This window comes from Gillisia sp. JM1, assembly GCF_000424645.1.
Taxonomy (GTDB): Bacteria; Bacteroidota; Bacteroidia; order Flavobacteriales; family Flavobacteriaceae; genus Gillisia.
The window spans coordinates 806,051-825,837 of sequence record NZ_KE384218.1 but is presented as its reverse complement, the minus strand read 5'-3'; the positions used below and the strand labels follow the sequence as shown (position 1 = coordinate 825,837).

General features: G+C 34.9%; 21 protein-coding genes and 1 tRNA gene. 6 read left to right on the top strand and 16 right to left on the bottom strand.

All coding sequences use genetic code 11. From position 1 onward, the window contains the following. Positions 1–112 precede the first annotated feature (112 nt). The 5 genes from H033_RS0107010 to H033_RS0106990 all read right to left on the bottom strand — a co-directional run bounded on the left by H033_RS0107010 (position 113) and on the right by H033_RS0106990 (position 4,562). Positions 113–1,330 carry an MFS transporter gene (locus H033_RS0107010; RefSeq protein WP_026837664.1) on the bottom strand — a complete coding sequence of 406 codons (1,218 nt, stop codon included), beginning with the start codon at positions 1,328–1,330 and terminating at the stop codon, positions 113–115. Then, a complete protein-coding gene (locus H033_RS0107005; RefSeq protein WP_026837663.1) occupies positions 1,330–2,670 on the bottom strand; it encodes a rhodanese-like domain-containing protein in 1,341 nt (446 codons plus the stop codon). The genes H033_RS0107010 and H033_RS0107005 overlap by 1 nt, the downstream gene beginning before the upstream one ends. 113 nt (positions 2,671–2,783) lie before the next feature. After that, positions 2,784–3,389: a class I SAM-dependent methyltransferase gene (locus H033_RS0107000; RefSeq protein WP_026837662.1), complete on the bottom strand. Its 606-nt coding sequence runs from the start codon at positions 3,387–3,389 to the stop codon at positions 2,784–2,786. 15 nt (positions 3,390–3,404) lie between these two features. Beyond that, on the bottom strand, positions 3,405–3,722 hold the full coding sequence (locus tag H033_RS0106995; RefSeq protein WP_026837661.1) for a rhodanese-like domain-containing protein: 318 nt from the start codon (positions 3,720–3,722) through the stop codon (positions 3,405–3,407). 24 nt (positions 3,723–3,746) lie between these two features. Further along, entirely contained in the window at positions 3,747–4,562 is an 816-nt protein-coding gene (locus H033_RS0106990; protein ID WP_026837660.1) for a sulfite exporter TauE/SafE family protein, read from the bottom strand. 41 nt (positions 4,563–4,603) lie between these two features. On the opposite strand from H033_RS0106990, the gene H033_RS22275 reads away from it, so the two are divergent. Next, the gene (locus tag H033_RS22275; RefSeq protein WP_262489303.1) at positions 4,604–4,729 is read left to right on the top strand and encodes a hypothetical protein; all 126 of its coding nucleotides are present in this window, start codon (positions 4,604–4,606) and stop codon (positions 4,727–4,729) included. Positions 4,730–5,398: 669 nt separating this feature from the next. Here the strand turns inward: H033_RS22275 and H033_RS0106975 are convergent. The 8 genes from H033_RS0106975 to H033_RS0106940 all read right to left on the bottom strand — a co-directional run bounded on the left by H033_RS0106975 (position 5,399) and on the right by H033_RS0106940 (position 11,617). Next, a complete protein-coding gene (locus H033_RS0106975) occupies positions 5,399–6,628 on the bottom strand; it encodes a site-specific integrase (RefSeq protein WP_026837659.1) in 1,230 nt (409 codons plus the stop codon). Between the two features lie 219 nt (positions 6,629–6,847). Next, positions 6,848–6,921 (bottom strand) — tRNA-Arg (locus H033_RS0106970). Positions 6,922–7,051: 130 nt separating this feature from the next. Continuing rightward, complete coding sequence (locus H033_RS0106965) at positions 7,052–7,888, bottom strand: M57 family metalloprotease (protein ID WP_026837658.1); 837 nt, start codon at positions 7,886–7,888, stop codon at positions 7,052–7,054. 136 nt (positions 7,889–8,024) lie between these two features. Next, positions 8,025–8,303, bottom strand: a complete 279-nt coding sequence (locus H033_RS0106960; RefSeq protein WP_026837657.1) for an ATP-dependent Clp protease adaptor ClpS — start codon at positions 8,301–8,303, stop codon at positions 8,025–8,027. A gap of 53 nt (positions 8,304–8,356) precedes the next feature. Next, positions 8,357–9,190: a 50S ribosomal protein L11 methyltransferase gene (gene prmA / locus H033_RS0106955; RefSeq protein ID WP_026837656.1), complete on the bottom strand. Its 834-nt coding sequence runs from the start codon at positions 9,188–9,190 to the stop codon at positions 8,357–8,359. Continuing rightward, on the bottom strand, positions 9,190–9,945 hold the full coding sequence (gene tpiA / locus H033_RS0106950) for a triose-phosphate isomerase (protein ID WP_026837655.1): 756 nt from the start codon (positions 9,943–9,945) through the stop codon (positions 9,190–9,192). Before tpiA ends, prmA begins: the two co-directional genes overlap by 1 nt. Positions 9,946–9,963: 18 nt before the next feature. Continuing rightward, positions 9,964–11,058: a BT_3928 family protein gene (locus H033_RS0106945; protein ID WP_026837654.1), complete on the bottom strand. Its 1,095-nt coding sequence runs from the start codon at positions 11,056–11,058 to the stop codon at positions 9,964–9,966. Between the two features lie 13 nt (positions 11,059–11,071). Further along, positions 11,072–11,617 carry a DUF1599 domain-containing protein gene (locus H033_RS0106940; RefSeq protein ID WP_026837653.1) on the bottom strand — a complete coding sequence of 182 codons (546 nt, stop codon included), beginning with the start codon at positions 11,615–11,617 and terminating at the stop codon, positions 11,072–11,074. A gap of 97 nt (positions 11,618–11,714) precedes the next feature. Here H033_RS0106940 and folP point away from each other — a divergent pair, with 97 nt between their 5' ends. Together folP and H033_RS0106930 are read left to right on the top strand one after the other, a co-directional pair. Beyond that, positions 11,715–12,539 carry a dihydropteroate synthase gene (gene folP, locus H033_RS0106935; RefSeq protein ID WP_026837652.1) on the top strand — a complete coding sequence of 275 codons (825 nt, stop codon included), beginning with the start codon at positions 11,715–11,717 and terminating at the stop codon, positions 12,537–12,539. Between the two features lie 29 nt (positions 12,540–12,568). Then, entirely contained in the window at positions 12,569–13,342 is a 774-nt protein-coding gene (locus tag H033_RS0106930; protein ID WP_026837651.1) for a diadenylate cyclase, read from the top strand. 78 nt (positions 13,343–13,420) lie between these two features. On the opposite strand, the gene H033_RS0106925 is transcribed toward H033_RS0106930, so the two are convergent. Together H033_RS0106925 and truA are read right to left on the bottom strand one after the other, a co-directional pair. Further along, complete coding sequence (locus tag H033_RS0106925; RefSeq protein ID WP_026837650.1) at positions 13,421–15,190, bottom strand: ABC transporter ATP-binding protein; 1,770 nt, start codon at positions 15,188–15,190, stop codon at positions 13,421–13,423. After that, a complete protein-coding gene (gene truA, locus H033_RS0106920; protein WP_026837649.1) occupies positions 15,191–15,937 on the bottom strand; it encodes a tRNA pseudouridine(38-40) synthase TruA in 747 nt (248 codons plus the stop codon). 110 nt (positions 15,938–16,047) lie between these two features. On the opposite strand from truA, the gene H033_RS0106915 reads away from it, so the two are divergent. Continuing rightward, the gene (locus tag H033_RS0106915; protein ID WP_026837648.1) at positions 16,048–16,539 is read left to right on the top strand and encodes a metallophosphoesterase family protein; all 492 of its coding nucleotides are present in this window, start codon (positions 16,048–16,050) and stop codon (positions 16,537–16,539) included. Positions 16,540–16,708: 169 nt separating this feature from the next. Here the strand turns inward: H033_RS0106915 and H033_RS0106910 are convergent, their stop codons facing one another. Beyond that, positions 16,709–17,119, bottom strand: coding sequence for a DUF4293 domain-containing protein (locus H033_RS0106910; RefSeq protein ID WP_026837647.1), 411 nt, complete (start codon positions 17,117–17,119; stop codon positions 16,709–16,711). Positions 17,120–17,306: 187 nt separating this feature from the next. Between H033_RS0106910 and rho the strand changes: the two genes are divergently transcribed. Next, positions 17,307–19,043: a transcription termination factor Rho gene (gene rho / locus H033_RS0106905; RefSeq protein WP_026837646.1), complete on the top strand. Its 1,737-nt coding sequence runs from the start codon at positions 17,307–17,309 to the stop codon at positions 19,041–19,043. 223 nt (positions 19,044–19,266) lie between these two features. Beyond that, positions 19,267–19,776 carry a hypothetical protein gene (locus H033_RS0106900; RefSeq protein ID WP_026837645.1) on the top strand — a complete coding sequence of 170 codons (510 nt, stop codon included), beginning with the start codon at positions 19,267–19,269 and terminating at the stop codon, positions 19,774–19,776. The last annotated feature ends 11 nt before the right edge of the window (positions 19,777–19,787 follow it).

Genomic DNA, 19,787 nt, shown 5'->3' with positions numbered 1-19,787 from the left:
TATATTGAATAGTCAGTGTTATCTCGGTAACCTTTGTTACAAACCAAATAGAAGCTCATCTAAGTTTAAATTCATCAGTATTTTAAAATGAAAAAACAGCAATTTTTTCAGGTTAGACCTTGGCAAAAATCTTTTCAACAGGCATTCGCAGTTTAATGATTACAGCTGAAGACAACGTTATAAACCCGATTATAATAATTGCAGCCGATACGCCAAGCGAATCTGCTATTATTCCAGACATTATCGCACCAATAGCATAACCCGAATCACGCCAAAATCTAAAAGCTCCAATACTTTCTGCGCGTTGGACTGGATTTGTTGATGCTGCGATAACAGATAAGAATGTAGGATAAACTAATGCTGTGCCCATTCCTAATGTAAACGCAATGGTAACTAAGAAAACAAAATTATCTGAAAAGGGAAATAATAAAATAGCAATTCCCTGCAATAACATTCCCCAAAAAAGTAAAGCCTTTTTCGAATAAACATCAGCCATTCTACCGGTGAACAACTGACCTATTCCCCATACTGTTGGGTAAACTGCCGCAATTATACCAATTTCCTGAGCATCATAATTTATATCTAATAGCATAACAGGCAACAATCCCCATATCATCCCGTCGTTTAAATTATTAACCAAACCAGCCTGGGTAACCGAACTTAAAGTTTTATTTTTAAATGTAGTGTCCAGAAATATATTTTGTAATAAAGAAGTATCATTGACTTCTTTCTCTATTGTTACAAAACTTCGGGTATCTTTTATAAAAAGATAACTCATTATTAATCCCACCACAGAAATCCCAATACCAATGTAAAAAGGATAGGGTGTAATACCATAGATATTAGCTATGTATCCAGACAGAAATGCCACTACGCCTACTGCGAGGTAACCTGAAAATTCATTTAGACCCATAGCCAAGCCACGATTCTTTACTCCTACCAGATCAATTTTCATAATCACCGTACTGCTCCATGTTAAACCCTGGTTAATACCCAGTAAAACATTAGCAAAGATCACCCAGTTCCAACTGGTCGCGTTCATTAAAATAAAAGGAATGGGAATGGCGAAAAGCCATCCAACAATCAACAATCTTTTTCTCCCAAACCTATTGGCAAACCTGCCTGCCAATAAATTAGTAACGGCCTTGGTAATACCAAAGGCCGTTATGAATGAAAGAATTGCAATGTTGGATTCTATGCCAAAAATCTCTTTAGCATATTGGGGGAAAATACTCCTCTCCAACCCCACCATTCCGCCAACAAAAGCATTAATTAAAACCAGCAAGGAAAACTGTTTCCAGTTTTCCTTTAAACCTAGTTTTAGGTCCATTAGGACTTATACTTTTTTATATCCTCACTTAAATCATAAACGGGCACTTTAGCTATTTCACTTTCTAAAATACTACTTCCCGCAGCACTACGATAACCACCTGCACAGTGCACTACCATGGGCTTATCTTTTGGAAGCTCATCTAACCTTTTTCGTAACTCATTAAGTGGAATATTATGAGCCTTTTCAAAGATTTTACCCTCTGAAACTTCACTGGCATTACGAATGTCTATGATCGTATATTTTTCTTTGTTCTTATCAAAACTTAGTAAATCAAATGCTTCTGAAGAATTGGAAATCTTTTCAGATAAGGTGAAAATTCCTTTCAATTGTTTTTCATAACCAATTTTAGCGACCCTTTCAAGAATTTCATCAAAATTGTCGATCCCCTCAAGTACTAAGTTAAATTGTTCATCTGGTTCAATAATAGCCCCAAGCCAAGTTTCAAATTTATCATTCTCTCCTCGTGCCATGATATTAATGCTATTGGGCAGATGGTCTTTTTTAAAAAGCTGCTCATCCCTTGTATCCACTACAAGCAATTCATTATCAATATTATCCACATTTAATTTGAATGGTATACTATATTTGGCAGATTGAATATTATCTGCACCTTCACGGTTTAAATCCACATCAAAACCAAAATAAGATGGGATAAAGGGTTGGTCCTTTAAGATTTCTGAAACAAATTCTTCTTCAGTTTGATCTTTAAATGCCCAGTTGCCTATACGTTCATTACCCAAGGTACTGCTATCCGCATCACTCATACTTTTTCCGCATAAAGAACCTGCACCGTGGGCTGGATAAACTTTAGCGTCGTCAGGAAGATCTTTAAATTTATTTTGAATAGAATGGTACATCATTTTGGCAAGCTCTTTCCTTTTCGCCTTCATATTCCCTGCCTTTTCCCTTAAATCTGGACGACCTACATCTCCAATAAATAACGTGTCCCCGGTAAATAAGACATGTTCATCATTTTCAAAAGCATGAAAAGTTAAGCTATCTGGGGAATGGCCTGGGGTAAATATAGGTTTAATGGTTACATTTCCTACTTTGACACTATCTCCTTCATCAAAACTTTGATGCGGATAATTCACCCCTACTTTTTCACTAATATAAATGGTTGCACCAGTTTCCTTGCTTATTTGAAGGTGACCACTCACAAAATCTGCATGCGGGTGAGTTTCAAAAACTGCTGTTATTTTAGCATTTTCCTCTTCGGCATATTTATAATATGGGACAGGGTTCCTACTGGGATCTACAAGTGCCATCTCTCCGTTACTTACCAAAGCGTAAGAAAAATGGGATAATGGAGCATCTTTAAACTGTTTTATCTTCATAATTCGTAATTTTATATTTTCTTATTTTCTTATTTTCTTATTTTCTTTTGTAAAATTGATCAATATTATTGATTCCTACAGTAACAATTGTTACGTACTTAGTACAGAAGGCATTAGTTTTTTCTTCCCAGCATTCGCAGCACACTACTTTCCCCCTGATGGTATTTCCCCTCCCGCTGTTCTATTTTTAGCTCTTCCAAATATTCTATATTAAGTCCCTTAAATTCACTCCTGATTTCTTCGTTGGAAAAAAGCATCTTTACATCTTTAGGCCCACCTGAACTATAATCAAGTTGATTTTTAGAGAAAGCTTCAAAAATTAAAATTCCACCAGGCTTTAAAAATTGTAATAAGCGCTTATGAATAGCAGGCCTTTCTTCAGCATTAAAATGAGCATAGATCAGTGCGATTGCTTCAAATTTCTTATGGCTCTCAAATTCTTTTGCCGTAGAAACTTGATAATCTATTTCTACCTCATTCTTATGTGCAAGCTTTAAAGCTTTATTCTTTCCGGCTTTACTGCTATCAAATGCAGTGACCTGCCAACCCTTTTTTGCTGCAAATACAGCATTTCGACCCTCACCTTCGGCTGGAAGCAGGATAGATGCAGGATCTATTTTTTCTAACTGGTTTTGAAAGAAAATATTTGGATTTTCACCATATATGTAATCCTTATCACTATATCTTTCTTCCCAAAATTCCTTTGAGTTACCTTTCATTATTATAGAATAAAATTAATAGCTCGGTTCAGATAGTTTTTCCTTCCATTGCAAAATACCACCTTCAAGATTATAGGTATTGAGACCTTTGGAATCCATTAACTGGCAAGCCTGACCGCTCCGGTTCCCACTACGACAATATATGTAATAATTTTTAGCCTTATTTAGTTTCGCAATTTCCTGTTGAAAAATAATTGGTTCAAATAGATTGATCAATAAAGCATTTGGTATTATACCCTCTTTCCATTCCTCAGGAGTTCGCACATCAATGACAATTGCATCTTTATCCTTTTTGATTTTTTGTGCAAAATCTTTATTGTTTAAGTTTTCCATTTTCTTTAAAATTTAAATTATTTCTTAATTTTTGACAAAAAATTCCATGTAAAAAATAAATCCGGCCATAAGAAATATAAAGTAACCGAAACCTTTTTTTAGGCGTTCGCTGTTGATGTAATTACTTAAGTAGGATCCTAGGAAAATACCTATAAAAGAAAGGCTTACAATAACTCCAAGGAAGGCCCAGTCAACCTCCATAGTCAATGCGTCTCCTAGGAAGAACCCTAATAAAGATTTAAAGGCTATAATAATTAGCGAAGTTCCCACCGCAGTCTTCATTTCAATATTAGCCAAAATTACCAGCGCCGGGATGATTAGAAATCCGCCTCCCGCTCCAATCATTCCAGTTATTGCACCAACTATGAGACCTTCAGCCAAAATGAGCGGATAATTATACTTAACCTGTTTCTCTGAATTGTTTTGATCATCAGTACTTTTTTTTCGTAACATGGAAAAAGCCGCTGGTATCATTAGCACCGCAAATAACCCAAACATAGCCATCCTTCTGGTAAATTCAAAGTCCTGAATATAAAATAAGGTTTCCGGTAATGCCGGAACTACATAATGCCTCACCACAGTTACACCTATTATAGCAGGTATCCCGAAAATTATCGCAGTTTTCCAGTCCACATAACCTTTATAATGTTGTTGAATACCACCTACTAGGGCACTAGCTCCTACTATAAACAATGAATAAGCCGTAGCTACCCTCTCACCCATGGAGAATAAATATGCCAGTACCGGCACGGCAAGAATAGACCCTCCCCCTCCTATTAAGCCAAGTGATATCCCAATTATGACCGCACTTATATAACCAAATATTTCAAGTAATTCCATCTACTGGTTTTTTAAATTCCAGACAAAATTAGAATTATGTAATGGGATCTACAGTAACAATTGTAACAGAGGAAATTTTGGATGGAGTTAATTCAATTTTAAAAATTATACTTGAAATTACCGCAGTAGATCGATTGAGTGTTTGGGTCTCAGAATACAATAAGTAAACTTTTAAATGATTTATCTCAAAAGTTGTGGAGTAACTAAAATGGCACATTGCTAAAACAAAGTCGAAAACTCTGAATTTAATTCATTCAATACCATTGCGAAGTATGTACAAATGCATTATAAGTCAATACTAAACTATTTTATAACAGAAACACCTACGCTTCAGCAGAATCTTTTTAATGGCAAAAAGCAAATTCATAAAATTTAATACCAAACAAGTTCAAAGGAGATTAAACAATATTACCCAACGAAAATGAACTTATTCTGTACCCATTAGAAACAAGAAAGGCCCCACATTTCTGTGAAGCCTTGTCTTTCCTAGTAGCGGGAACTGGACTCGAACCAGTGACCTTCGGGTTATGAGCTGCATTCTTTCATTTCTTAGTCTACTAAAGCAAAATATTAAAAGCACGTTCAAAAGTATAAATGTTAAGGATACCCGTCACCTCTTTATAATATCTTCGCTATAATAAAGATATGTTTAACTCTACACAGCAAGAAAAAAGTTTGTATCCAAATTTTGAAAATATAATATCTTGACTGAATACGAATTCAAATAAATATTGTTCCCTAAACCATCTCTATTTTGATTTATCACAAGATGCAGTTTTAAAACTTCTGTTTCCAAACTCAAAATTTTCTAAAAACCTTAGCTGAAATTCAAAAATCTACTCTTTGGCAGAAAGTACTTTCTGTAACGTGTTCATGTCATTGCTCAATTTCTCCTCCAGAACTCTCGCATAAATTTGTGTAGTAGCTATTTTTGTGTGCCCTAACAATTTTGAAACCGTCTCTATGGGGACTCCATTGCTCAAAGTTACTGTAGTGGCAAATGTATGTCGCGCCATATGGAAAGTAAGATTCTTATTAATCCCTACAGCTGATGCTATCTCTTTAAGATAAAGATTGACCTTCTCGTTGGTTATAACAGGAAATAGGGTTTCCGAAATTACTGCCATTGGATGACCATTATATTTCTCTAGGAGCAGTTTTGCTTTTGTAAGTAACGGAATTTTTATCTTCGTTTTGGTTTTTTGGCGGTGTGTAACCACCCAATTATTTCCATCCATTCCTGCTAGTATTTTGTCTTCTTTCAAGTTTCGAATATCCGCATAGCACATACCAGTGTAGCAACTAAATAAAAATAGGTCTCTTACTCTTTCCAAGCGTACAATAGGAAATTCGTAAGTTTCTATATTAGAAAGCTCATTGGCTGTTAAAAAATCTCGTTCCTTCTTTTCAAATGTCATTTTCCAACGTCTAAAAGGGTCTTTGTCCAACCATTCAAGATGATAGGCAAGCGTAACCATCTTACGAAGTCGCTGGATGTGCTTCATAACTGTATTATGGCTCATTTCCCTATCATGACCTTTGGGGTAATAAGCATGTAGAAAACGCTCAAAATCGCACAGAAACTTGTAATCTAATTCTTTTAGATAAACGTCAGTGGTTTTCTTATCCTTTAGGAGATATTTTTTGATATACCCTTCGGTAACAGCAAAATTTCTAATAGAACCAGCAGCGTGGGTATTTTTAATTTTTTTGGAATGATATTCTATAAGCTCGGATAAAGTTCTTGAGGTTTGATTGTCCCCACAATATAACGATTTGATTTTTTGGACAGTAATCAGCTCATCATTATATTTTAAATCTTGATAAATTTGGAAAAGTCGGGTACGAACTTCTTCAAGGTATTGATTGATTTGTTTTGCCTCGTTGGAATTTCCTCGAAGTTGCTGACTTTTTGCAACCCATAAATCGATGGATACTTTTCTTTTTAAACTCAAACTTAACCGCTTTTGATTCACGGTTAATCTTAGATATATTAAAGCTTGATCGTTTTGTGCATTTTGGGTGTCTGCCCAAAAGCGGATAGAAAATGTTTTTGTACTACGCATAATATCGTCGTTAAATGAAACAATGTTTAAGACGAAAGTCAATCAATGCAAAACTAAGATAATACTTAAATGGTAGCTTAGCTACCATTTAAAAAAAAGCTACCATTTAGCTACCATTTAAATACAAATCATATCATTTTAAATGAACGTATAAAAAACTAAAAACCAAGCAAATACTAAGATTTGCTTGGTTTTAATACTACTTATTAGTAGTAGAAGTGACCTCGGCTGGATTCAAACCAGCAACCTCTTGAGCCGTAATCAAGTGCGCTATTCAGTTGCGCCACGAGGCCTTTTTGCGGGTGCAAATATATGTTTTATTTTAAAACAAGAGAAACATTCGCGATCTTTTTTAAATAAAAAAAGTGAGCGTTGGGGACGCTCACTTAAGATTTTGAAACACCTTATTGGCTTAATTAAATTTTAATATAAATATTCGAAAGCTGTAATATCATTTCCATTAAATTCCCCATCTTCATTAGCTCCAAAACAAGCTAACATGATAGAAGTTGAATCGAAACCTGTTGGAGTCCCTGGAATATGCACAGCACCATCAGATCCTGCAGCTTCTCCAGATTGTCCACAACTCTGGCGACTAAACCAATCTGTATGGCGCATTCCTAAGGTATGTCCAATCTCATGCGTCATTACATGCTCGTTGGTGTCAACACTATATTGCTCCATTCCATCATAAATTTGTACGAATTTGTAAGGGTTTCCATCACTTGGGAATCCGGCTACACCTCCCGCTTCACCATTAATGGTTTGATAAACAACTATATCATAAGGAGAGTAATCAGTACCAAAGGTCAATGTGAAAGACAATCCAATGTTTAATCTATTATAATTATTTATAGCATATTGAAGTGCCGTTCTTTGCTTCGATGTTAAAGCTTGAGATCCACCGGTATATCCAATAACGTCGATAGTTTTATTATTGCTTACCAAATTAAAGGTACGGTATTGCTTATCTTGGATATTGCTAGAACTCATGTTGTTAAGCTGGTCAGCATTTAATGCAATATCTCCTTCTACAATATATGTTTTCTCGAAACCACCACCTGGAAGCATAATTTTTCCAACTTCTGCACCTTTTGGATTAAAATGTAGGGCTGCAATTTTTTGAAGTACAGATTCTGGTACTTCAGAGGTAACACTTAATGTTTCTTCTTGTGCTGATGTGTTTAGCTCATCCTTTTCACATGAAGTGAATAATAAGCCTGCTCCTGCAAGGAATAAAAATAATTTGTTAATTTTCATAAGTAGGTTTTAGTTGTAAGTAAAAAATCAAGGTGTTTCGAAATCCTTAATTATTATACCATAAACTTATGAAAAATATAATACATGTAGGATAAATACTGCATAAAATATCACTTATATCCAGAATATCTGACTTTTAATCAGTTATTTCTGCACTTAATCCTGCTTCTAATAATTTCGAGCATCTTGGCTTTAGATCATTATAAGGACCGGTTTTCACCGTACATTTCCCTTTGTAATGCACCAAAAGTGAACATTGCTCTGCTTGCTCTGGAGTATGGTCGCAAGCATACATAAGGGTTTCTATAACATGATCGAAAGTATTATACTCATCGTTAAACAACACGATCTCATGGTTTTTATTTTTTTTAGTTGCAGTTTCCCTTTCCTCTAATACTTCTTCTTTCGTGCTCATCTCCAAATGCTTATATATTTATATTCAGTTGTAAAGATACGAATTCTTACAAATTATTCTTTTATAAAACTTGCTGCAGTCCAATTATCTTCAACTAATTTATTTTTAAATTTCAGTCCGTTTTTATTACAAACTTCCTCTATAACTGAAACATCTTCAGTATAAAATCCGCTTAAAAAAAGTTTGCCTCCACTAGACAAACCTTTACTATAGGTAGGGATATCTTCCAAAAGTATATTTTTGTTGATATTCGCAATTACCACATCATATTGTTTGCCTTCTAACAATTCTGCCGTTCCTTCATAAACGCTAATATTCTTACAATTATTTCGCTCTACATTCTCTAGCGTATTTAAATAACACCAGTTATCTATATCTATTGCATCCAAAGTTTTTGCTCCTTTCATTTCAGCAAGAATCGCCAAAACTCCAGTCCCACAACCCATATCTAGTACAGATTTTCCTTTCCATTCATTATTCAAAATATGCTGAAGCATCATATGCGTTGTCGCGTGATGCCCGGTCCCAAAAGACATTTTTGGTTCTATAACAATATCATATTCGGTATCTGGTTTTTCATGAAAGGGTGCTCTTACAGAGCATTTGTCTGCCACTACAATTGGATTAAAGTTCTTCTCCCATTCACTGTTCCAATTCACTTGCTCGATCTCTTTAGAAGTAAAACTGATCTCAAATTCATCTGACTTTAAGATTTGAATGTCCTCCAATATTCCATCTTTATACTCTTCAGACTGAATATAAGCAGTGATTCCATCTTCGTTTTCAACAAAACTCTCAAAACCTGCATAACCCAATTCTGCAATCAAAATCTCTGAACCTGGCTGTAAAGGGCTTATTTTGAATTGAAACTCTAAGTAATTAGACATTAACTAAATGAGTTTACAATGTTCAAAAAATCTATTGCTTTTAAACTGGCTCCACCAATAAGACCGCCATCTACATCTTCTTTCTCAAAGATTTCTGCTGCATTACTAGGTTTCACACTCCCACCATATAAAATAGAAACCTCTTGAGCTACATCCTTCCCAAACTTATCTGTCACCAAGCCTCTTACATATTTATGCATTTCCTGTGCTTGTTCTGGAGATGCAGTTTCCCCTGTTCCAATTGCCCAGACTGGCTCGTAAGCAAGAATAATATTCTTCCACGCATCTTTTTCTACATGAAATAAGCCATTTTCTAACTGCTCTTTTACAACCTCAAAATGCTTATCGGATTTTCTGTCTTTTAGTTCTTCTCCAAAACAAAAAATGATCTCCATATCATTTTCTAGTGCTGCATTTACTTTTTTAGCAAGCAATTCATCTGTTTCGTTAAATAGAGCTCTACGCTCACTATGCCCTAAGATCACTGTATTCACACCAATACTCTTTAGCATCTTTGCTGAAACCTCCCCTGTGTAGGCCCCATTCTCTGCATAATGCATATTTTGAGCTGCTACATTTACCACAGTTCCTTTAAGTGACTGAAATGTATTATATAAATTCACAAAAGAAGGTGCCACATAAACCTTAGCCGTTGGCTCTTTCACCATCTGAAGCTTTAAATGTGAAATTAATTCCTGTGTTTCTGCTAGATCATTATTCATCTTCCAGTTTCCTGCAACTATATTTTTTCTCATAATTTTCTTTTTAATTTTTTATAATTCTATTTCTGAAGCGTCTGCCCAATGTTTTTTCTGAGTTACTGTAGCATTTTTCAATGTAAGAATCCCTGGGTTTGCTCTAACAATTGTTTTCAATACTGTTTCGTCACTCTGATAAAAATCAAAGTTCAAAATAAATTTAGAAATAATATCGTCTTTAAGATCATCTCCAGAGGCTGTTAAGCCAACTACGGTATATCCTTGTTTTAAAGCTTCTTCACTTAATTCCTTTATAGCGCTAAATCCATCTCTCTCAGTGCCTCTTAGATCATAAGCCACAATTAGCAATAATTTATCTTTATTCAAGATCTCCTGAGTTATATTTTCTCCATTCTTTAAGATAGAAAAATCAGGGATTCGAGGCTTAAATCCTTCAGAAACTAAAGACGTTTCTACACTTAAATACTCACCTTCAACATTAGGATAAGTTCCGGAATTTTTTATAATTACCTCTTCTCCATTCTGATTAAACTTCCAACTATATTCATAAACCGCTTTTTCAGCATTCTCCGGAATTTCCATTTCTTCAAGTAAATTATTCCCCACCTTATAGGCTCTAAAATCTATAAGTGGCAAATGCATAAGCACATAATATGCGAAAATAAAGCTGAGCATAAACGAAAGAAAAATGATCCATCTATGAGAAGCTACTGCCAATATTGGAGTAATCAACTTCCTGTTAAAGAACAGAAGCAAAATAAGCCCCAGCAATACTGCATCCTTATAAAAAGATTGCCATGGTGTAAGCGGCAAAGCATCTCCAAAGCATCCGCAATCTTTAACTTTGTCGAAATATGCCGAATAGAATGTTAGAAATGTGAAAAACACGATCATTACCAAGAGACTCCAAAGTGTAAATTTTGGCAAGTACCCTATAATTAGCATGATCCCTAGCACCAATTCGAAAACAACTAGAAATATAGCGATCACTAAGGCAAATGGCACCAAGATCTCCATATCTAGAACTTGTGCACTAAAATATTCCTGAAGTTTAAATGAAAAACCAATTGGGTCATTCAGTTTTATAAATCCGGAGATCATAAACAAAATCCCCACAAAAATCCTGGCAACCCCAACTAATATCTTCATGTTATCTTTGTTTTTAAGCAGTGGCTTCTTCCATTAAAATCATGGCAAAAACCGCATAATTTATCATGTCTTGATAATTCGCATCTATACCTTCACTTACAAGTGTTTTGCCTTTATTATCCTCAATTTGTTTGACTCTAAGCAATTTCTGAATGATAAGATCTGTCAAAGAACTCACACGCATATCACGCCATACCTCTCCATAATCGTGATTTTTGTTTTCCATTAATTCCTTGGCCCGATCGATCTTTTCATCATAAAGTCTCATCGCCTCTTCTACCGAAAGATCTGGTTGGGTTGCAATTCCCATTTCTAACTGAATTAATGCCATTATAGAATAATTGATGATCCCAATAAATTCTGGTTTTTCATCTTCATCTACTTTTCTAACCTCATTTTCCTGAAGCCCTCTTATACGCTGTGCTTTTATGAATATTTGATCTGTTAAAGACGGAAGTCTTAAAATGCGCCATGCACAACCGTAATCTTTCATTTTATTTACAAATAACTCACGACAAGTATTAATTATCGCATCGTATTGTTTTGAGGTATCCTTCATAGAACTATTCTAATTTGCGTAAATTTCGGGCAAATAATTTAGATAGTCAAAGTTAATTTAGTCCCCTCTTTTCAGAAGAAATAATATAAATTCAATCATGACCATTAATTGTAAAGGTAATTTAATAGACTTAACAACCCCAAAAGTTATGGGGATACTCAACACGACCCCTGATTCTTTTTATTCTGAAAGTCGAAAAACATCTTTAACGGCATTGCTTAAAACTGCTGAAGAAATGCTAGAACAGGGAGCAACATTTCTTGATATCGGAGGATACAGCACTAGACCTGGCGCCGATGACATCTCTGAAACCGAAGAATTAGATCGTGTAGTTCCAGCTATTGAAGCAATAATCGAGAATTTTCCAGAAAGTATTATCTCTATAGATACTTTTAGAAGTAAAATTGCTGCTGAAGCTCTGGAAGCAGGTGCCGCAATGGTAAATGATATTTCTGCCGGAAATCTGGATGAAAAAATGATGCAGGTAGTAGCCGATTTTCAAGTGCCTTATATTATGATGCATATGAGAGGTACACCGCAAACCATGAAAAACCTCAACGAATATAATGAGCTTACTCAAGAGATTCTATTTTACTTTTCAGAAAAGATAAAAGCTGCAAGAGCATTAGGAATTAACGACATTATTGTAGATCCTGGGTTTGGTTTTTCTAAAAATATTACACAGAATTTTGAGTTGCTTTCTAATCTCAAAAAACTTAAAAGCCTAGGTCTCCCAATTCTTGCCGGTCTCTCCAGAAAATCGACTATTTATAAAACCCTAAACTGCACGCCACAAGAAGCCCTCAATGGAACCACAGTTTTAAATACTATGGCAATTGCAAATGGAGCCAGTATTTTACGTGTGCATGACGTGAAGGAAGCGGTGGAATCGATTAAATTAATGAGTCAGCTTACATTCTAATTTTCTATTTTTACACAAAGCCTTAAAATTTGGATTTCTTAAACCTTCGTATTCTGGATATTGTAGATATTGTATTTGTTGCAATACTACTTTACTATTTATATAAACTTGTAAAAGGAACGGTTGCCGTAAACATCTTTATTGGTATCGTGATCGTGTACCTTATGTGGAAGCTTACAGAATTGCTTCAAATGGAACTTTTAAGCAGTGTCTTAGGAGAATTTATTGGTGTAGGAATGTTTGCACTAATTGTGGTTTTTCAACAGGAGATAAGGAAATTCTTATTAATGATTGGTTCTACCAATTTCACGCAGAGAAGGAAATTTTTTAGGCAGTTTAAGTTCGTTAAGGATGACACTCAAATTAAAACAAATCTTAACGCCATCGTGAAAGCCTGTGAAGCCATGGCAAGATCCTATACGGGAGCGCTCATAGTAATTCAAAAAAGCACAAAACTAGATTTTATTAAAATTTCTGGAGACGCCATGAATATAGAATTGAATCAGCCGATCATTGAGTCGGTGTTTTTTAAAAATTCCCCACTTCACGATGGCGCAATGATCATAGAGGACAATAAGATTACTGCAACCAGAGTGATATTACCAGTTTCTAACGATAGATCTATCCCTTTAAGATTTGGATTAAGACATCGCGCCGCCGTTGGGATTACTGAAAAAACTGACGCTTTAGCATTGGTGGTAAGTGAGGAAAACGGACAGATCTCCTACCTGAAAGATGGTGAATTTGTGATCTTTGAAGACACAAACGAGTTGGTAAATAAATTAAGAGAAGATCTTACCTAAACTTCTATTCAAGATTTATTACGTGACATTTTCCAAAGACTGGAAATATGTGCTCAACACCTTCCTTTCAAAGAGCACTTAAATAGACTTCTCTTCAGCCATAAACTGAACTTCATATAAGTTCTTATAGAAACCATTTTCAACCGTCAATAGTTGTTTGTGCGTACCCATTTCCACAATCCTACCGGCATCCATCACAATAATTCTATCTGCTTTTTTAATGGTTGCCAATCTATGAGCGATTACAATAGAGGTTCTGTTCGCTGTAATTTTATCGGTTGCATCTTGTATTAACTGTTCGCTATAAGAATCTACGGAAGATGTTGCTTCATCCAACACCAAAATACTTGGATTAGAAACATAGGCTCTCAAAAACGAGATTAGTTGGCGTTGCCCAGATGATAGCATCACTCCACGCTCTTTCACATTGTAGTAATACCCATTTGGTAATGAATTTATAAAATCGTGAATCCCTATTTCCTTTGCCGCTTTTATCACATCTTCCTCGGTAACATTCGGATTTTGTAGTGTAATATTATTCAGAATAGTATCTGCAAATAAGAAAACATTTTGCAAGACTACTGCAATTTCCGCTCGCAGAGTTTTAAGTGTGATGTCCGTAATATCCATTCCGTCTACCAAGATCCTCCCAGAATCTATTTCGTAGAATCGATTCAACAGATTGATCACTGTAGATTTTCCTGCTCCCGTAGCTCCAACAATTGCGATGGTTTCCCCTGGCTCTGCTTTAAAAGAAACTCCTTTTAAAACTTTCTCCCCTTCATTGTAACTAAAATGAACATTTTCAAATTCGATCTCTCCTTTTAGATTAGAAATTTCTTTGCTTCCGGTATCCTGAATCACAGAATCTGTATCCAAAATCGCAAAGATCCTATTGGCAGCAACCATTCCCATTTGAAGGGTATTAAACTTATCGGCTATTTGACGTAAGGGTCTAAACAGCATTTGAGCCAATTCTATAAACATGATAATGATACCCAAACTCAGCGCATCATCCTCTACTACTCGCAAACCACCATACCAAACTATTAAACCGATGGTGATAGAAGTAGACATTTCTGCAATAGGAAAGAAAATGGAGTTATACCAAACGGTCTTTATCCATGCACTTTTATGCTTATTATTTATATCCTTAAATTTCTGATATTCTACATTCTCTCTGGTAAATATCTGAACGATCTTCATACCTGTTATTCGCTCTTGGACAAAAGTGTTCAGGTTTGCTACCTGATTTCGAACATCTTCGAAAGCTATTTTCATTTTCTTCTGAAAAACTCGCGTAGCATACAAAATAAAAGGTAATACTGTTAACACCAACAAGGTAAGTTGCCAGCTATTAAAGAACATGAATCCTAAAACCACCATCATCTTTAGCAAATCACTAGCAATCATAAAAAGTCCTTCACTAAAGATACTAGCAATGGTCTCAATATCACTTACCGCACGTGTAACCAATCTTCCTACGGCAGATTTATCGTAATACTTCATTTTAAACTGAAGCATGTGTTTAAACAGATTTACTCTTAAATCACGAACTACCTCCTGTCCTAACCAGTTAGCAAAATAAATAAAGCAAAATTGAAAGATCACTTCTAAAAATAGCACCACCAACATCATACTGATGTAGAATACCAGATTATCATTATCCTTTGGTATAATAGAATCGTCTATAGTTACCTGAAGTAGATAAGGTCTTAATACCGCGAAAAAGGACAAAAGTATTGCAGCCAAAGCCACAAAATAAAATGTCCACTTATACGGATTAGTATATTTTATAAGTCTTTTAAAAAGACTAAAATCAAATGCGTTACCTGTAGCTGATGCCATTTATTTATTTAAAATAGATGTTGGATATTCAATTTTTGCTAAGAACAGTGCTTTTGCCGGAACAGATGTTCCCGCTTCCTGCCTGTCTCTGCTTTCTAATATTTCATGCAATCTGGAAACTGGGATTTTATCTAAGCCTATTTCCAATAATGTTCCTACAATTGCTCTTACCATATTTCGCAAGAATCTATCTGCCGTGATCTTAAATACTAAAACGTCCTTTTCCTTTACCCATTGTGCTGAAACGATCTTACAATTATAGGTGTGTACGTCGGTTTTAGATTTCGAAAAACATTTAAAATCTGTATATTCCAATAAAGTGGATGCTGCAAGATTCATTTTATCTACATCCAATTCATTTTTCACATAATGAGCGGTTTCAAATCTAAATGGATCCTTTTGCTGAACCACATAATATTCATAATTTCTGCCCGAAGCATTAAAACGAGCATGTGCTTCGTTGCTAACTTCAATAAGATTATACACCGCAATATCTTCTGGCAGTAAAGAATTTAGCTTATAAATAAACTTATCTACATGCTCAATCTCTTTAGTATCAAAATGTGCAAAATATTCACTGGCATGCACCCCGGCATCTGTTCTTCCAGCCCCTACTAAAGCGATTTCCGCTTGTAATGCTATAAAAAGAACTTTTTCCAGAGTTTCTTGTACAGAAATAGCGTTTGGCTGATATTGCCAACCATGATACGCCTTTCCATTATAAGCCAGTTTTATAAAATATCTCAATCTAAATTGATACTTTTACGTGATTGCCTGCAAAGATACGGCAAACTTCGCAACCCGCTAAAGGTTGATCAATTCAGTTTTCAGAAAAACAAAAAATTAGAATTTTAGATTTGAAAAAGATTTTATTATTAAGTGATACCCACAGCCATATAGACGAGCGCATTCTTCATTATGTAAAAGAAGCAGATGAGGTATGGCACGCTGGAGATATTGGAGATCCAAAAGTAACCGACCAGATAAAGGCTTTAAAACCTTTAAGAGCTGTCTTTGGAAATATAGACGATCATATAATACGCAAGGAATTCCCCTTAAATCAACGATTTTTATGCGAAGACTTGGATGTCTGGATCACGCATATTGGTGGTTATCCCGGGAGATATTCCCCGGCTATAAAAGAAGAGATTAAAAAGAAGCCGCCAAAATTATTTATAAGCGGACATTCACATATTTTAAAGGTGATGAATGACAAATCACTTCAATTACTTCATATGAATCCGGGTGCTGCAGGAAAATATGGATTTCATAAAAAGCGAACTATGCTTCGGTTTAAAGTGGAAGCTACTACTATTTTTGATCTGGAGGTTATTGAATTGGAAAGCTAAAGTTCCTGATAAGAGAGCTCAGGAATAAAAAAAAACATTCGAAATGGGTTGAGAAACACTTTTAAGATTGAAGATGTTTTTAAATAATTAAATCCACTTGTGGGTATAAAAAAACCCGAAGCTTTCACTTCGGGTTTTCTTCGCACTAATAACACTAAGATAATAGGTTTTATCGTAACCGGTCTGCAGATTTTACGAGATCCTCATCTTTTTTTATGGCTTTATTGGCCAAAACTAAAAAAACGATAGAAAGAACAGGAACAAACATCCCAATACCCTTCTCCGAGATTTCCATCTCTCCAGGTACAGTTAGAGACCAATACACAAAAACTCCTAGCAAAAAAAAGTTTAATAATATATTGATTCGCCCCAATACAAATTGAAGCTTTCTGTTTTTAAATAAAAATATGCTAATAAAAGAAAGAACTGAAGAGGCTAAAAATAATCCTAAAGCAATTAAAACCTTTTCAACAAAAACAGGGTTCCCCGCTTCTGTATACCACAAAGAAACAAAAAAAATTAAAACACCACTTATTAAAGCAGCAAGAAATAAATAAATAGTTTGAATGCGTTGTAACATGGTAAATCTTCTATTTTGACGGCAAAAATAAGTGTTTCTTTTTAGATACTGTATTCAAAAATTTAAAATAAAGTTGTATTATTGCAGTAAGAATATGTAACCAATTCAAAATAGGTTACTTAAGACTCCAAAAATTTTTTTCGATTCTTCCTCGAGAAGTTTACAATAAACAAACACAATCTTATTCATGTTTGAAATTTCAGATTTAAAAGCTAAGAAGCTTCCTGAGCTTCAGGATATAGCCAAATCATTAAATGTCCCTAAATACAAAACGGTTAAAAAGCTCGATTTGGTGTACCAGATTCTGGACTACCAAGCGGCAAACCCAAATAAAGTGAAAGAGGTATTGAAAGATGAAAGCCCAGCTAAACCGGAAAGCGCAGCTAGTCCGGAAAGCAAAAGTCCTGCAAAGCCCAGAACCGATAGCAAACCAGCCAGAAAGGTGAGTCCGAATCCGCGCAAAAAGGAAACTGAAGCGAAACCTTCAGCTACTTCTGATAAGACTGATGAAGCTGAAACAGTTTCAAAAGAAATTTCTCAGGATCGAACTACAGAAAGAAAGCCTAGACAGGAAAAATCAAGCGATGCTCCAAAGCGTCCTGTTCATAAAAATCAGCCCGTAAAAAAGGACGATAAACAAAATACTCCTAGAGATAACACTAGAACTCCTAGAGAACCAAGAAAAGATTCTAAGGACAGTAGAGGAAATAGATCTGACGGAAACAGATCGGATGGAAATAATTCCGGAACCTCTAAGAACAACGGAAACAGAGATAGTAGAAACAGGTATCGTGAACCAGATTACGAATTTGATGCGATCATAGAAAGTGAAGGAGTTCTAGATATCATGCAGGATAACTATGGTTTCTTAAGATCCTCAGATTATAATTACCTTTCTTCTCCGGATGATATTTATGTATCTCAATCTCAAATTAGATTATTCGGATTGAAAACCGGAGATACTGTTTTAGGACAAATTAGACCTCCAAAAGAAGGTGAAAAATATTTTCCTCTTATAAAAATCAGCAAAATTAATGGGTTAGATCCGCAAGTGGTTCGTGACCGTATTTCTTTTGAACATTTAACTCCTTTATTCCCTAAGGAAAAATTCAACATTGCAGATAGACAGAGTACTATCTCTACACGAATTATGGACTTGTTCTCTCCAATTGGAAAAGGACAACGAGGAATGATCGTTTCCCAGCCAAAAACTGGTAAAACAATGTTGCTTAAGGATATTGCAAATGCAATCGCAGCAAATCATCCAGAAGTATATCAGATAATTTTATTGATAGACGAGCGTCCGGAAGAAGTTACAGACATGCAACGTAATGTAAAAGGTGAGGTTGTTGCTTCTACTTTTGACAGGGAAGCGCATGAGCATGTAAGAGTTGCCAACATCGTTCTGGAAAAAGCAAAGAGAATGGTAGAATGTGGACATGATGTAGTAATCTTACTAGATTCTATCACACGTTTAGCCAGAGCATATAACACCGTTCAACCTGCCAGTGGTAAGGTATTAAGTGGTGGTGTAGATGCAAATGCTTTACACAAACCAAAACGTTTCTTTGGTGCTGCCAGAAATATCGAAAATGGGGGTTCTCTTTCTATTATAGCAACTGCTTTAACAGATACTGGTTCTAAAATGGATGAAGTTATTTTTGAAGAATTCAAAGGTACTGGAAACATGGAATTACAATTAGATAGAAAAATTGCAAACAGAAGAATTTTCCCAGCTATAGATCTTACTTCTTCAAGTACACGTCGTGACGACTTACTTCTTGACGAAACGACCTTACAACGTATGTGGGTAATGAGAAAGTATCTTGCAGATATGAACCCTGTGGAAGCAATGGAATTTATTAATGAACGTTTCAAGAAAACTAAGAATAACGAAGAGTTTTTGATCTCTATGAATGGATAGATAATATTCTAAATAAAAATAATTAAAAGTCCCTGCTAACAATTTAGTAGGGACTTTTTTTATTTCTATTATTCATTGAATAATCCCAATTAAATAAACAATAAACTCTTGAAAATAAATTTAATTGATATTTATTTAAACTATCCACGCAACCTTTCTAATATTCTTAGGTCATATAAATAGATGGTATTGTTAAATAGTAATTATAATTAAAAACCTTGATATGAGAAATCTTTTTCTAATCTTCAGTATTTGCATATTAGCTTCATGTTCTAATGATGATTCATTTATACACAGTATAGATAACATTTATGGGTCTTGGGAGAAAACAGAAAACGTATCTGCCGAACAATTTGACTTAGATAGTAATTACAATTATTCAGTAAAACAAGTGCTTAATTTAAATAGGGATAATAGCTTTGAATGGTTCATATCAATTATAAAAAAAGATAGCGGCGATTTAATGGGTTATAGACAGAAAGAAATTGGTTCATTTTCCCAAAACGTAGATAAGCTGGTTTTCAACTTCGATAGATTTGAACCAGAACAGAATTCCGAATCAAACCCTTACACTCTTTCAACTTTAGAAAATTTGATGCTGACTGATCAAAACATAATAAAGAATTATAGTTTTAAAGTATTCAATAACGACAAAACACTTTTATTTGATTTTCCAAGTTGCGGTCCTAATAGTACTTGTCTCGCAGATATAGAACTAAATAAGGTTGAATAAAAAACTTAAAT

Coding starts and splice junctions, on each gene's coding strand:
- H033_RS0107010 (WP_026837664.1), bottom strand. CDS start 1,330: ATGGACCTAAAACTAGGTTTAAAGGAAAACTGGAAACAGTTTTCCTTG.
- H033_RS0107005 (WP_026837663.1), bottom strand. CDS start 2,670: ATGAAGATAAAACAGTTTAAAGATGCTCCATTATCCCATTTTTCTTAC.
- H033_RS0107000 (WP_026837662.1), bottom strand. CDS start 3,389: ATGAAAGGTAACTCAAAGGAATTTTGGGAAGAAAGATATAGTGATAAG.
- H033_RS0106995 (WP_026837661.1), bottom strand. CDS start 3,722: ATGGAAAACTTAAACAATAAAGATTTTGCACAAAAAATCAAAAAGGAT.
- H033_RS0106990 (WP_026837660.1), bottom strand. CDS start 4,562: ATGGAATTACTTGAAATATTTGGTTATATAAGTGCGGTCATAATTGGG.
- H033_RS22275 (WP_262489303.1), top strand. CDS start 4,604: ATGGGATCTACAGTAACAATTGTAACAGAGGAAATTTTGGATGGAGTT.
- H033_RS0106975 (WP_026837659.1), bottom strand. CDS start 6,628: ATGCGTAGTACAAAAACATTTTCTATCCGCTTTTGGGCAGACACCCAA.
- H033_RS0106965 (WP_026837658.1), bottom strand. CDS start 7,888: ATGAAAATTAACAAATTATTTTTATTCCTTGCAGGAGCAGGCTTATTA.
- H033_RS0106960 (WP_026837657.1), bottom strand. CDS start 8,303: ATGAGCACGAAAGAAGAAGTATTAGAGGAAAGGGAAACTGCAACTAAA.
- prmA (WP_026837656.1), bottom strand. CDS start 9,190: ATGTCTAATTACTTAGAGTTTCAATTCAAAATAAGCCCTTTACAGCCA.
- tpiA (WP_026837655.1), bottom strand. CDS start 9,945: ATGAGAAAAAATATAGTTGCAGGAAACTGGAAGATGAATAATGATCTA.
- H033_RS0106945 (WP_026837654.1), bottom strand. CDS start 11,058: ATGAAGATATTAGTTGGGGTTGCCAGGATTTTTGTGGGGATTTTGTTT.
- H033_RS0106940 (WP_026837653.1), bottom strand. CDS start 11,617: ATGAAGGATACCTCAAAACAATACGATGCGATAATTAATACTTGTCGT.
- folP (WP_026837652.1), top strand. CDS start 11,715: ATGACCATTAATTGTAAAGGTAATTTAATAGACTTAACAACCCCAAAA.
- H033_RS0106925 (WP_026837650.1), bottom strand. CDS start 15,190: ATGGCATCAGCTACAGGTAACGCATTTGATTTTAGTCTTTTTAAAAGA.
- H033_RS0106910 (WP_026837647.1), bottom strand. CDS start 17,119: ATGTTACAACGCATTCAAACTATTTATTTATTTCTTGCTGCTTTAATA.
- rho (WP_026837646.1), top strand. CDS start 17,307: ATGTTTGAAATTTCAGATTTAAAAGCTAAGAAGCTTCCTGAGCTTCAG.
- H033_RS0106900 (WP_026837645.1), top strand. CDS start 19,267: ATGAGAAATCTTTTTCTAATCTTCAGTATTTGCATATTAGCTTCATGT.